Source organism: Pseudoduganella sp. GW821-FHT11H04 (assembly GCF_058807935.1).
The window spans coordinates 1-12,395 of record NZ_JBXARE010000025.1 but is presented as its reverse complement, the minus strand read 5'-3'; the positions used below and the strand labels follow the sequence as shown (position 1 = coordinate 12,395).

The following is a 12,395-nucleotide window of genomic DNA, read 5'->3' as shown; positions in this document are numbered from 1 at the left end:
CAACATGCACCAAAAATGTCCACCTTGGGGTCAGGAACCAAAGCGGACATTCTCGAAAGAATGTCCCGCATCGTTCCTGACCCCAAGGTGGACATTTTTAGCTGGGCCGCCAGTATAACAGGCCGGGTGTGGCTATTTTCGGTTGACTTTCTCTAGGACTTGCTCGAAGGAATCACCATTTTCTTCCTTGAACAGGATGCGGGCTGGGTACCAATCCAGGCCTGGGGCTAGCCAGATGTCGACGTCCTGGTCGTTGCCCGCTACCGGCTTGCGGGCGAAGTGCAGGACTTTGATGTCGCCGAGACCGCCGCTCTCCATAGTTTCGCTGCCGACTACGCGGAAGGTCCAGGGCGCGCCGTCTTTGCGGCCGGCGACATAGAAGGTCCAATCGCTGCCGGGCGTGAATTTGTCCGGGGTGGCGCGGGCCAGGACCGCCAGCTGCCATGCCACGCTGCTGCGGTCTTGCTCACCGCCGCGGATGGCGTGGCTGTTCTTGCCATCTTCGAACTCGATGCGGCGTTCGCTGCGGTCGAAGCGGGTGGTGGTCGGGTCCCTACGGATACGTTTTTCATAATAAGTGACCGGGGCCAGGCCGTATTCGTCCACCAGGCCTTCGCTGCGCTGGTCGATCACTTTGCCGAACAGGCCGGAACGCGCTTCGGTACGCAGCGCATACTGGCCGTCGCCATGGCTCCAGCTGATGACACCGGTGCCCATGAGCGGGATACCGTGGCTGCTGCCGCGCACCACATAGGACAGGTCGGCCGCAGGCGGCAGGCTGGAGGCGCGCTTGGCCACAGGGTATTCGGCGGCCTTTGCGCTGGCCGTCACGCTGGCGAAGGTGCTTGCGGCAGCCAGGGCGAGGATGGTCAGGGTTCGACGCATATTCTTTTCCTTACTTGATAATGCTGGTAACTGTTTGGGTGGTGACGGCGCCATTGCCTTCCGTATTGCGGATCTGGACCGGATACCATTCCTGGCTCGGCGCCAGCCAGATATCCAGCCGGGCGTTGTAGCTGCCGGGCTTCGGTGGACGGGCCAGGTGCCAGGTCAGCAGCTTGCCCATCTTCGTGTCAACTTCTTCTTCGCCTATCAGCTGGAAGCGGTACACCACGGCGTCGCGGTCTTCGCCGACCAGGATGTCCATGTCCTTTCCATACTGGTTGACATCCGCGCGGCCGATGCCGGCCAGTTGGAACAGCACAGTGGCGCGGTCCTGCGCGCCTGCCATCAAAGCGATCGCGCGCTCGTTGGCGGAGAACGTGATCTTTTGGTCCTGCTGGTTGAAGTGGGTGGCGGTGGCGGAACGGTTGCGGCGCTTTTCGTTGAACGTCGTCGGCGCGATGCCGAATTCGTTGATGCTGCCTTCGCTGCTCACCTGCAGCAGGTTGATTCGTGCGAACACGATACTCACGCCGACATCCTGCGTGGCTTTATAGCTGGCGCCATCCTGCTGCCAGCCAATATTGGCCGAACCGCTCCAGTTGGTGCCGTCGGCGTCCTTGCGCTTGACGTCATATTCAAACTTGGCGGATGGCGGCAAAGCGACCTTCCAGCGCCCTTGCGCAGGTGGCGGCGCCGCGGGTTCCGGTTGCGGTGATTCTACTGCCGCTGGCGCGGGCGCGGCGTCCGCCTGGCTGGCCGCTGCTGTGGTTTCCGGCCCGGCCGATGCCGACGCTTGCGTCTCGACCGCAGCGGGATCGGTCACGGCGGCCACCGTTTCGGGCGGCGGCGCGGCCGGCTTCGGCGCCTTTGGCGCTTTGCGCGGCTTGGGTTTGGGCGGCGGCGTTTCGGCCTTCACTTCGGGTGGCGGCGGGGGCGCCAGGCGCAAGTCCGCCTTGACGATGTCCTTTTCCGCGTCACTCTCGCGCTCTGCCGCGCCAATGCGGCCGCTGACCCAGTTAATCGTCACGAAATGCAGCACCACCGTGGCGGCGCAAATGGCGACTACGCGGCGGCGGTGGCGGGGAAAAGTAACGATTGTCATAGGCGATAGTTTAACGTGCAGCCCCCCGATTCCGCTGACACGACCCTCAATGGCATAATTTGCTGGATATTTTGATAAGGAGTCCCGATGTCCCTTTTGCGCCAGCGCGGCCACGCCGATTCCGGCAAGGTCGGCATGGTCGAGCTGTTCTTCGATCTTGTGTTCGTTTTCGCCGTTACCCAACTGTCCCACACCTTGTTAAAAAATCTCGACGCGCAAGGTGCGCTGCAAGTCGGCCTGCTGTTCATGGCCACCTGGTGGGTCTGGATCTATACCGTCTGGGCCACCAACTGGTTCGACCCGGAGAAGAAGACCGTGCGCGCCGCCCTGTTTGCCCTGCTGGTGGCGGGCCTGCTGATGTCGGTCTCGATCCCGCGCGCCTTCACGGACCTTGGCTGGCTGTTCGGCGCCTCGATCATGCTGCAGCAATTGGGCCGGACCCTGGCCATGCTGGCCGCTTGCCGTGGCGAAGACGGCGCCTCCTTGCGCCTTAATTTCGTGCGCATCAGCATCTGGGTTGGCGGCAGTGGCATGCTTTGGCTGCTGGGGGGACTAGCCGTTCCGGAATCGCGCATGGCGTGGTGGCTGGCCGCACTGGCCGTGGACCTGGCTGCGCCCATGCTGTTCTATTTTGTGCCGGGCCTTGGCCGCTCCTCCCTGGCCGACTGGAATGTGGACGGCAGCCATATGGCGGAGCGCTGCGCCCTCTTCATCATCATCGCGCTGGGCGAATCGCTGCTGGTGACCGGCGCCACCTTCGCCGAATTGACGTTCGAGCTGGTGACCGTGTCCGCGTTCGTGCTGGCCGTGGTTGGCTCGATCCTGATGTGGTGGCTATACTTTGACCACGGACTGGAACAGGGCCATCACCGCATCGTCCATTCGCAAACCCCTGGCCGCCACGCCCGCAACAACTACACCTACCTGCACATTCCTATCGTGGCCGGCATCATCGTCGGCGCAGTGGGCGATGAGCTGGTGCTGAGCCATCCCTGGCATGGCGACACGGCGGCGATGCTCGCCATCGTCGGCGGTCCGCTGCTCTTCCTGAGCGGACTGGCCCTGTTCAAATGGCTGGCCCATACGCGCGCCTGGCCACCACTGTCGCACCTGATCGGCGTTGCGCTGCTGCTGGTGCTGGGCGCACTGGCTGCGGCGCTGCATCTTTCGCCGGTGCTGGCGACGATAGGCTGCGTCCTGGTGCTGCTGTTCGTTGCTGTGTGGGAGAGCTGTGTGCTACGCTAAACGTTCAACCCTCGGAGACCCGCTATGAGCAATCCACAAATGCCTCACATTCCCGGCGCTGCAGTGATGACGGATACGCTGGACTTCGTCAAATCCCTGTGGGGCAGCATGGGCGTGCCAGGCATCGGTATTCCCGGCATCGCCGCCCCGACACTGTCGGTGGATGACCTGGACAAGAAAATCAGTGAGCTGAAGGCCGTCGAGTCCTGGCTCAACCTGAACGCCACCATGCTGCGCTCGAGCATCCAGGCGCTGGAAGTACAGCGCGGCACCATCGCGGCGCTGAAGTCGATGGGACAGTCGCTGGCGGCGAGCATGCAGCAGCCGCACCACGATCCGTTCGCGAACGTGGGCAAGCCGAAGGAAGCCAAGCCTGCAGAAGCGGCCAAGCCGGAAGCAAAGCCTGAAGCCAAGGCCGACGCCAAGCCGGCCGATGCCGCAAAGCCTGCTGGCGACACCGCCAGCACTGCGGCCAACCAGATGGCCAATCCGGCCGCCTGGTGGAACCTGCTGCAAGAGCAGTTTACGCAAGCCGTCAACACGGCCATGGCGACCGACCCGATCGCCAAGCCAACTGCCGCGAAAAATGGCGCCGCACACGACGCCGGCAAGCCTGCCGCCAAACCAGCGGCACGCAAGCCAGCAGCCAAGCGCGCCCCGAAAACGCCGCCTAAACCTTAATTCAGTTTTTGAATGCGGATGGCCTCGACCAGGCCATCCTCATCGCGCTGTACCTTCATGATGTTGATCAAGCCTTCATTTTCCAGAGCTTTGGCCGCATCGTGCGCGGCCTGGAACGATTGAAGGGTGTCGCCCTTGGCGCTGACCGGGCGAATCCAGGCAGCTCCCCCTACTTTCATTTTGTTATAGACCTCTTTGGCGATATCGCGCATGGATCACTCCTTGTCGTGGTCATCATTTATGGCGGCCGTCAGTTCAGCTTCGATTTCTTCCGCCGACATCCGGCCGGGAATCAACTTCTGCAACTGCTCGATCAGCTGGGCAAAGCGCTGCTGGCCCGGCGCGATCCGGTCAACGTGCATCAACACTTCATTTGCTTCATTCATCAAGGCTTCGTCGTAGCCCCTGGCCTGCATATGGGAGATCAGGATCTGTGCGGAGTTGAACAGGATCCTCATATTGTCCGGCAGGCCGCGACGCGCTTCTCGCATCCAGGCTACGGCGTCATCCAGTTTGTTCGACTTCCACAGCAGTACGCCCTTGTTCATCATCTCCGATGCTTCGCGGCGGGCGGTGTTGATTAGCGCCGCGCCTTCCTCACCCATGCGGGCTTTTTCGAAGATGCGCTGCACTTCGTCGTGGATGACGGTGTTCTCGTCGTTATTGCGCACCACATAGCACAGCAACTCCACCGGAGCGTCTTTCACGCCGACAGCGAACAGCAGCGTGGCCATTTCCAGGCAGGTCGCAGTATCAGGCCGTTCGTCGTCTTCCTTCAGCATTTCTTCCAGCTCATCGCCGGACTTGCGTGCGCGGCGATAGTCGCCGCTCTCGTGATACACCAGGCCTTCGGTGATCTTCGTGCGCAGTTCCACCAGCCGTCCGGAGAAGTCGCGCTGGACGGCAGCCAGCAACAGCAAGGCTTCCTTGGCGTCGTTCTTCTGTCCCAGCACGCGCGCCAGGCCGAAATAGGCGTCCACAGTTTTCATGATCGAGTACTCGCCGACTTGCAGGCATTTTCGGAAAGCCCGTTCGGCCAACGGAATATTCCCCAGCTTGAGCGCGGCCGAGCCGAGCGCACGCTGGCGAAGAACCGAATTGGGCGACATCCTGGCGGCGCGCTCCAGCACTTCGCAGGATTCTTCGACGCGGCCCATGTTGTGCAACGACTTCGCGAGCTGGTCGTAAGCGTCCAGGTAAAAGCGGTTCTCGGCGATCACGCCTGCGAACATTTGGCGCGCCGCTTCGTTATCGCCGTTAGCCATGCGGATCTTGCCTACGCCGGTGCGCGCCCAGTTGTAGTCGCGCTCCTGCAGCACTTTTTCGTAGACCTGGCGTGCCTGTTCCGGTTCGCCAGCCTTCAGCAGAAGCGTGGCGCGCATACGCTGCAGGTCGAGTTCATGGAGCTTGTTGTCCGCAGCGGCTTCGCTGCATAGTCGCGCGGCGCGCAGGTAATCCTTTTCCAGGTAGGCCTGGTCAATGTCCTGGAACACCTGCTTGCGCTGCCAGGCGCGGTTCAGCCGAGTAAGAAGCACGCCTTCGGTGATAGGCTTGAGCAGGTAGGCGTCGGGCTGATGCTCGGCGGCGCCCATCACGGCTTCCACGCTCTTTTCGGCGGAGACCATCAGCCACACGCAGCTTGGCATCAGCAGGTTGCGGATGCGGGCTTCTTCCAGCACGTGCTGGCCGTTCTTGCCATCCCCCAGGTTGAAGTCGCAAAGGATCACGTCGTACTGCAAGCGCGCCAGCAGGCCCATTGCTTCACCGCCGCTCGACGCCTGGTCGATGTGGCGCGCGCCCAGGCTGCGCAAGGCTTCACGCAGCAATTGGCGTATGCCGACAAAATCGTCGACGATCAAGTAGCGCTTTTCGGCCCAGTTGACCTCTTGCGCTTTTTCCGGGGCCGGCGCGTTCATGGCAGGCGCAGGATAAAGCAGCCGCCACCCAGCGCGCCGCCGTTTTCCAGCGCGATGCTGCCCTGGCGCTGGCGGTGTTTATGGGATTTGGCGACCTCGCTGGCGAAGTACAGGCCAAGGCCGCTGCTATTGGTCAGGAAGTTGATGCCCTGCCCAATCAGCCTGCCTGCTTCCAGCATATTGGGTGGGAAGCCGTCGCCATTGTCTTCGACTCGTACTTCGAGCAGGCCATCGTGCTCGCTGATGATCAGCGCAATGCGGTCGCGCGTGTAGCGCACGGCGTTGTTGATCGCATGCGCCAGCAGGCCTAGCACCAGGTCTTCATCCAGCGTCCAAATCAGCTCGCGCGGGAATTCGATATCGAGTTGGATGCTTTTCGATTGCAGCAGCACGCGCTGCTGGGCAGCCAGTTGGTCAACCAATTCGCTGACGCGCACTGGCGTCGGGTCGAATGGGTAATTGGGGCGGCCAACTTCCTTGTAGAGCGCAAGTAGCTGGATCAGGTGGTCGTTCAGGCGCTTGGTCTGGTACAGCATTTGCGCCATCTGCGGATAGGCTGGATTGTCTTGCGCGGAATCCTCGGCCTGCACAAGCAGGTTCTCCAGTGTGCCAGACAGCACGCTGATGGAATTCTTCATGTCGTGCACCGTGGAGGCGAGGAACATGAACAGCTCTGGCGAGCCGGCGCGGTCTTCCATGGATTCTCCAGCCGTTGGATAGGAGACCATTATAGCTTGCGGCGATGCTTGAGCAGGAAGCGTCCGGGGTCGAGTGCGGCGGCAAGTGTTGCTTCGACGGGAAGGGGTTCGCCTTCCAGTTGACAGGCCAGGATTTCCGCTGCGAGCGGGGCCCAGATGAGGCCTCGGCTGGCATAGCCGAGCAGCGTGTGCAGGCCTTGGTGGCGCGGCAAATCGCGCAAGCGTTCAGCGCGGCCTTCGCTTGTACTGTCAGGGAGTTGACCGACCAGCGGCAGGCGGTCGGGGGCCATGGTGCGGAAGCCTACGCGGCCTTGCAGCGGGGTGCCCGCTGCGTGTGGGCTGCCGAGGATTTCTTCAGCACGCTGCAGGTTTTCGTCCTGGCTGGATTGCCAGAGTTGGCGGTCATCGGATTTGTCGTAGGTGGCGCCAACGCTGATGATGCCTTCGACCGATGGCGTCATATAGGCTTCCCTGCAGACCACCATCGGCAGGCTTGGGAAGCTGCCTTCGGCCAGATGGGTGACCTGTCCGCGCATGGTGTACAGGGGCAGCTCGCGTGCTTGTTCGAGGTCTGTGGCGCCGGCGCCGTTGGCGATGATGACGGTTGGGGCGCTGGCCAGCAAGCTGCCGCCGTCCGACAAGACACGCCAGTCGCCTTCCTCTGCGCGTTCGAGGCGCAGGGCTTCGGCGTGGAAGATGCGGTGCAGCTTGTCGCCGCAGGCTTGCAGCATGGCGCGGCAGGCGGTGGCGGGCGTGGCCCAGCCGCCTTGCGGGAAGTGCCAGGCGCCATACGGCGTCGTTGCGCCGAGCATGGCGCTTGCCTCGCTGGCGTCGAGCCAGCGGACGTATTGCCCGGGGTATTGCCAGGTGTCGACGACTTCTTTCTGCAACTGCGCGTGTTCGGCGTCGCGCGCAAGTTGCAGCACGCCGCACTGGTCGCCGCGGATCGTTGGCTCGCCCGGGGCCGCGTCGACACCGGCGCCCGGCGCGCGCGGACTGATGCCGCCGAGGTTTCGCCACGCGCGCTGGGCGTACAGGTAGGCTGCGCGCGTGAGGCGGGTTGGAATGTTGTCGTCTTTCGAGAGCAGAGGCATGAAGATGCCGGCACGGTTGCCGGATGCTTCCTGCGCGGGGCTTTCATGGCGCTCGATCAGGGTGACTTGCCAGCCGCGTGCGGCCAGGCGTTCGCAGGCTGCGCTGCCTGCTACTCCGGCGCCGATGACGATGGCGCGGCGCTCCGGCTCTGGCGCGCGGGGCGGTTGCGGCTTGCGGCTGGTGTAGATCGCACGCTGCCATCCGTCCGCTTCACCTTCCCCTTCCACGCTGAAGCCTGCGGCACGCAGGGAGCGCAATGCTTGTTCGTCCGGCTGGCGAATGCGCAAGATGGAGGCGGGCATCGCCAGACGCTGCAAAGTGCGAATCTGATCCAGAGGCTCGGGAATGATGAATTCGTCCACGCGGGCGACAATTTCCGGCGGCCATGCACCGATGGGGCCGACCAGCAGGTCCAACGTCAGGCGCTTGGAAGGCAGGTGCAAGCGGTGGAGGCCTGGCACATCGACCGGCCATTGCGCAACGAGACCGGGGACGGTCTCTGCCAGCGCGCCCAATGTCGCCACAGAAGGGACGGATGGCGAGATCGCGAGGTAATGCAGATGGCGCCCGGAGGCGGTGGTTCGAAGGCGCGTGAGGGTTGCGAGCAACTGTGCGCCGCTGCCGAAGGCGGTGTCGAGGACGACGTGGCGGGAATCAGCCACCTTTCTTGCACTCCTTGTGGCGGAAACACGCAAGGTCATGGTCGTTCACCAAGCCGATGCCCTGCATGTAGGCGTAAATAATCGTCGACCCGACAAACTTGAAGCCGCGCTTGGCCAGGTCCTTCGAGATGCGGTCCGAAAGCTCGGTACGCGCCGGGCGGTCGCCCTGCGCAACAATGCGGTTCACAATCGGCTTGCCTCCGACGTATGCCCAGAGCAGCGAAGACAGGCTCCCGCCCTCCTCAAGCAGTCGCAGGTAGGCACGCGCATTGGTGACGACGGCATTCACCTTCAAGCGATTACGCACAATGCCAGGATCAGCAAGCAGCGCTGCGATCTTGTCTTCGTCGTAGGTAGCAATCTTGCGTGCGTCCCAGCCATCGAACGCCGCGCGATAGTTCTCGCGCTTATTGAGGATGGTCTCCCAGCTCAAGCCCGCCTGCGCGCCTTCGAGGTTCAGCATCTCGAACAGGCGCAGCTCGTCGCGGCAAGGAACGCCCCACTCCTGGTCGTGGTAGGCGATATAACGTGGATTGTTTGGATTGGCCCAGGAACAGCGATGTATGCTCATGGACAGATTATAGTGCGCTCTCCCAGGCTGGTCACAAGTCGCGCCTCTCCGCGCTCAACGCATTCGCTCAATTGATGCACCAGTCGTGCGAAGAGTTCCTGCGGATGCGCAGCATCGGTGGCCTGCAGCGACGTCCAGGCATCGCGCCCGGAATGCTTGGAGATGTACAGCCCCATGTCCGCTAGCTCCACCACTTGCGACCAGGACATCAGCCGCGGCTGCGAAGGCAGGAAGGGATAGCATGCAAAGCCTATCGAGCAGGTGCGCGCCAGCTGCGTCCCATCCGGCAGCAGGAAGCCGCGCGAGGACACCGCCTGGCGGATCCGCTCCGCCACCACATGCGCGCCGCTGCGGTCCGTAGCACGCGCAAGCACCAGGAATTCCTCGCCGCCCCAGCGCACAAGATAGTCCGATTCACGGAACACTTCGCGCAGGCGGTCCTTCATCTGCACCAGCACCGAATCGCCCGCCGCGTGGCCATAGCGATCGTTGACCTCCTTGAAGTGGTCCAGGTCGACCATGTAGAACACCAGGTCGCGATCCGTTGCAGGATCGTCACCAACCGCCAGTCCGTCGTAGCCGCGCAGGCTGAGCGCCACATCCGATTCCACGTGCTGCAGGAAGAAGCGGCGGTTGCGCAGGCCGGTCAGCTGGTCGGTCAGGCTCACGTCTTCCAGCGCCTTGTAAGCGCGCTCCAGCTCCAGGTTCTTTTCCAGCAGCTGCGCCTGGGCCGCTGCGTTATCCAGCGCAATGGCGCCGTATGCGCACAGGGTACGGAAAATCAGTCGTTCGCGTTCACCGTAAGCGCGCGGCAGCATGGACTGCACCGTCATCACGCCCAGCACGCGCTCGCCGATAGTCAGCGGCGCAAACAGCAGCGTCAGGGTCGGCAGCGTGCCGGGAATCAGGTTCGGCGTATCGGATTTGTCTTCGATCTCAATCAGGATTTCGCGGCGCTCGCGAACGCAGCGCGCCGTGTTGAAGTTCTCGTCGGATAGCGCAATTTGCACCGGCGGCAGCGGCAGCCCCATTTCAACGCCAAAGGCGCAGTGCAGGTAGTCGCGATCCGGCTGCAACAGGAAGATCGAGAAGTGCGTCGAATCCAGCAAGCCATGTACGTGGCGATCGAGCGCGCGGAACACGGCCGATGCATCCAGCTGCGCGGTGATTTCCTGGCCGATGGCGGAGAGATGGCTCAGCGTGGCGCTGGTCTGGGCCAGCACTTCCGCGCGCTCGGCTTCAGCGGCGGCAAGCTGGCGATGGTGTTCGCCCTCTGTCTGCGCGCATTCTGTCTGGTGTTGCACCTGCATGGCGATGGCGCGGTTGGTCGCCTCCTGGCTGTGCGTGCGGTCGCGGGCGGCGTTGGCCTGTACCGAGAATTCGTAAGCGCGCGCAAAGTCGCCGACTGCCGCGTATTCGCGCGCCACCGCATCGAGCAATTCGCCCGGCAAAATGTAACCGTCGATGGTGGCGGCAATCGCCAGCGCTTCGCGCAGGTATTGCAGTACCGACAGCGCATTGCCCGCGTGGATATCCGCCAGCACGCGCAACGCCGAAATCTGGCTGAACGGATCGTTCAGTTCCCGCGCCAGCGCTAGCGCCGACATGGCCGCCTCCCGCGCCTCCCCCATCCGCCCCAAGCCCGCCAGCGCATGCGCCTGGCCGCGCCGCGCGCAGCTCTGGAAATCGTTCTGCGCCAAGGCATGGCCGCGCTGTTCCAATGCGCGGAAGCTGGCCAGGGCTGCCTCATGGTCGCCCAGGTCGAGCGCCAGGTCGCCCTGGTATTCCAGCGCCATGACGAAAGCGCGCGAGCCGGACAAGGGCGCCAGCATCTGCAGCGATTCGCGCAGCAAGCCTTTGGCGGCCTGACGCTGGCCAAGCTGGCGCAGCGTTTCCGCCGCCTGCATCTGGGTCAGGCCGATGCACATTGGCCAGCCGGTTGGCCGCGCCAATGCAAGACCGCGCTGCATCCATTCCAGCGCCGCGTCGTGCGCATTCAGGCGGGTGAAGGCATTGCCGATATTGGTGGCGAGGATGATGGCGCGGCGCACCTGGCCCGACATGCGAGCCGCCTCGTAAGCGGCGATCAGGTGGCTGATGGCGCGTCCGAATTCCGCCGCCTGGAAGGCAGCCGTTCCAAGGTAGTCTGATATCCAGCCCGCCACGACTGGATGGCGGCCGGCCAGCTCGTGCGGGAAGCGGTTTCTCCAGCGTTCATTGGCTGCCGGCGCGTTCCGGAAAACGCTGAATAGTGCAGCCAGGCTTTCGAATATATCGACGCGCATTGCGTCGCCCGCCGCACGCGCATCGGCGATCGCCAGTGCCAGTTCGTTTTCGCATGCGGCGGAATCGCCGCGGTCAACCGCGATCCAGGCCAGCAGGCCATGGGTATCGGCTGCGCCAAGCCGGTCGTGCAGGCGCGCGAAATCCAGCATTGCCCGTTCGGCGATGTCCGACGCTGCGTCCAGGTCGGCGCACAGCCAGCATGATTCGGCGCGCACCAGCTCCCAGCGCGCCGCCAGCACACGCCTTTCCGCCGCGGGCAAAAGAAAAGCCAGTGCTTTTGCCTCGTCGGCGTACTGTGCCGCTTTTGCAACATCACGCTGACGCAGGTGCCAGGCCAGGCGGAATAACAGCTTCACGCGCAATTCTCCCTCCGCAAGGGGCAATTCCGCTTCCCACTGGGCCAGCTCCTGGTCGAGCGCGAACAATTCCACTACTTGATATCCTTGAAATATGTGTTACTCCCAAGAATCATACAGCACGATCGAACTTTTCGCTGTTCAAGTAGCTTAAATCTCGCTTACTTGCGTTCCGGCTTGGGATTACGAACACTCGAATCAGGTTTGTTACCACCGGTTGTTCCCGGATAGCGGTTGCCCGCTTCATCCTGCTGAATGTCGCTATGGCCACTTGTGCCTTGCGTTCCGCTGCTGCCGGCCGTCGTGCCGCCCTTGATTGCCGCATTCAGTTGCTCGGCATTATTCAAGTGCTGGTGGATGGTTGGCTTCAGGCGCGTCGCCAGCGACTTGAGTTCGCTATCCTGGGCGGATGACTCGGTCTTGGAGACCAGTTGCTGCGCATCCTTGTGGGCTTGGACACCGGCCTGCTCCATATAGCTGCGGTCGAATTTGTCTCCGGATAACTTATCCAGCTTGACGGCCATGGCTTTATGCTTGGCATCCAATTCGGTCGGCAGGGCAACGCTGCGCGCAGACGCCACTTTGCGCACCTCCTCCAGTCCCTTGGTATGTTCGTCGACCATCTGCTGGGCAAAGCTCTTGACCTTGTCGCTCTGCGTTTTTTGCAGCGCCAGTTTGGCTGTTTCGATTTCAGCCATATTGGCCATCGCCAGGTCGGTCAGCATTTTCTGGTCAGTTTTAGCGAGACCTTCCGCCCAGACGCTGCCGGTCCCCAGCAGCGCAGACAACACAGCTACACGCGTGAAATTGTTCATTGCATCCTATATGGACGCCTCCCTTTTGCAAGGTGTTTCCAGCGATTCGTAGACGAGGAAAGTCGCAGTTCTATATCCGGCCT

At 62.7% G+C, this 12,395-nt stretch carries 11 protein-coding genes; 2 read left to right on the top strand and 9 right to left on the bottom strand.

What is annotated here, in order from left to right:
* Positions 1 to 132 precede the first annotated feature (132 nt).
* Together AC1RTP_RS27955 and AC1RTP_RS27950 are read right to left on the bottom strand one after the other, a co-directional pair.
* Positions 133 to 885, bottom strand: a complete 753-nt coding sequence (locus tag AC1RTP_RS27955) for a DUF3108 domain-containing protein (RefSeq protein WP_498611916.1) — start codon at positions 883 to 885, stop codon at positions 133 to 135.
* Positions 886 to 895: 10 nt separating this feature from the next.
* Complete coding sequence (locus AC1RTP_RS27950) at positions 896 to 1,987, bottom strand: DUF3108 domain-containing protein (protein WP_498611915.1); 1,092 nt, start codon at positions 1,985 to 1,987, stop codon at positions 896 to 898.
* 87 nt (positions 1,988 to 2,074) lie between these two features.
* On the opposite strand from AC1RTP_RS27950, the gene AC1RTP_RS27945 reads away from it, so the two are divergent.
* The gene (locus AC1RTP_RS27945) at positions 2,075 to 3,232 is read left to right on the top strand and encodes a low temperature requirement protein A (protein ID WP_498611914.1); all 1,158 of its coding nucleotides are present in this window, start codon (positions 2,075 to 2,077) and stop codon (positions 3,230 to 3,232) included.
* Positions 3,233 to 3,256: 24 nt separating this feature from the next.
* Entirely contained in the window at positions 3,257 to 3,913 is a 657-nt protein-coding gene (locus tag AC1RTP_RS27940; protein ID WP_498611913.1) for a PhaM family polyhydroxyalkanoate granule multifunctional regulatory protein, read from the top strand.
* Here the strand turns inward: AC1RTP_RS27940 and AC1RTP_RS27935 are convergent.
* The 7 genes from AC1RTP_RS27935 to AC1RTP_RS27905 all read right to left on the bottom strand — a co-directional run bounded on the left by AC1RTP_RS27935 (position 3,910) and on the right by AC1RTP_RS27905 (position 12,312).
* Positions 3,910 to 4,125, bottom strand: coding sequence for a hypothetical protein (locus tag AC1RTP_RS27935; protein WP_498611912.1), 216 nt, complete (start codon positions 4,123 to 4,125; stop codon positions 3,910 to 3,912). The genes AC1RTP_RS27940 and AC1RTP_RS27935 overlap by 4 nt on opposite strands.
* Positions 4,126 to 4,128: 3 nt before the next feature.
* On the bottom strand, positions 4,129 to 5,829 hold the full coding sequence (locus AC1RTP_RS27930) for a response regulator (protein ID WP_498611911.1): 1,701 nt from the start codon (positions 5,827 to 5,829) through the stop codon (positions 4,129 to 4,131).
* Positions 5,826 to 6,527 (bottom strand): sensor histidine kinase, encoded by a 702-nt coding sequence (locus tag AC1RTP_RS27925; RefSeq protein WP_498611910.1) that lies wholly within the window; start codon positions 6,525 to 6,527, stop codon positions 5,826 to 5,828. Before AC1RTP_RS27925 ends, AC1RTP_RS27930 begins: the two co-directional genes overlap by 4 nt.
* Positions 6,528 to 6,556: 29 nt before the next feature.
* The gene (gene mnmC1, locus AC1RTP_RS27920) at positions 6,557 to 8,284 is read right to left on the bottom strand and encodes an FAD-dependent 5-carboxymethylaminomethyl-2-thiouridine(34) oxidoreductase MnmC1 (RefSeq protein WP_498611909.1); all 1,728 of its coding nucleotides are present in this window, start codon (positions 8,282 to 8,284) and stop codon (positions 6,557 to 6,559) included.
* Positions 8,277 to 8,855 carry a DNA-3-methyladenine glycosylase I gene (locus AC1RTP_RS27915; RefSeq protein ID WP_498611908.1) on the bottom strand — a complete coding sequence of 193 codons (579 nt, stop codon included), beginning with the start codon at positions 8,853 to 8,855 and terminating at the stop codon, positions 8,277 to 8,279. Before AC1RTP_RS27915 ends, mnmC1 begins: the two co-directional genes overlap by 8 nt.
* The gene (locus tag AC1RTP_RS27910; RefSeq protein ID WP_498611907.1) at positions 8,852 to 11,572 is read right to left on the bottom strand and encodes a diguanylate cyclase; all 2,721 of its coding nucleotides are present in this window, start codon (positions 11,570 to 11,572) and stop codon (positions 8,852 to 8,854) included. Before AC1RTP_RS27910 ends, AC1RTP_RS27915 begins: the two co-directional genes overlap by 4 nt.
* Before the next feature lie 86 nt (positions 11,573 to 11,658).
* Positions 11,659 to 12,312, bottom strand: coding sequence for a DUF4142 domain-containing protein (locus tag AC1RTP_RS27905; RefSeq protein WP_498611906.1), 654 nt, complete (start codon positions 12,310 to 12,312; stop codon positions 11,659 to 11,661).
* Positions 12,313 to 12,395 lie beyond the last annotated feature (83 nt).

Coding starts and splice junctions, on each gene's coding strand:
- AC1RTP_RS27940 (WP_498611913.1), top strand. CDS start 3,257: ATGAGCAATCCACAAATGCCTCACATTCCCGGCGCTGCAGTGATGACG.
- AC1RTP_RS27945 (WP_498611914.1), top strand. CDS start 2,075: ATGTCCCTTTTGCGCCAGCGCGGCCACGCCGATTCCGGCAAGGTCGGC.
- AC1RTP_RS27955 (WP_498611916.1), bottom strand. CDS start 885: ATGCGTCGAACCCTGACCATCCTCGCCCTGGCTGCCGCAAGCACCTTC.
- AC1RTP_RS27905 (WP_498611906.1), bottom strand. CDS start 12,312: ATGAACAATTTCACGCGTGTAGCTGTGTTGTCTGCGCTGCTGGGGACC.
- AC1RTP_RS27915 (WP_498611908.1), bottom strand. CDS start 8,855: ATGAGCATACATCGCTGTTCCTGGGCCAATCCAAACAATCCACGTTAT.
- AC1RTP_RS27935 (WP_498611912.1), bottom strand. CDS start 4,125: ATGCGCGATATCGCCAAAGAGGTCTATAACAAAATGAAAGTAGGGGGA.
- AC1RTP_RS27950 (WP_498611915.1), bottom strand. CDS start 1,987: ATGACAATCGTTACTTTTCCCCGCCACCGCCGCCGCGTAGTCGCCATT.
- AC1RTP_RS27930 (WP_498611911.1), bottom strand. CDS start 5,829: ATGAACGCGCCGGCCCCGGAAAAAGCGCAAGAGGTCAACTGGGCCGAA.
- AC1RTP_RS27925 (WP_498611910.1), bottom strand. CDS start 6,527: ATGGAAGACCGCGCCGGCTCGCCAGAGCTGTTCATGTTCCTCGCCTCC.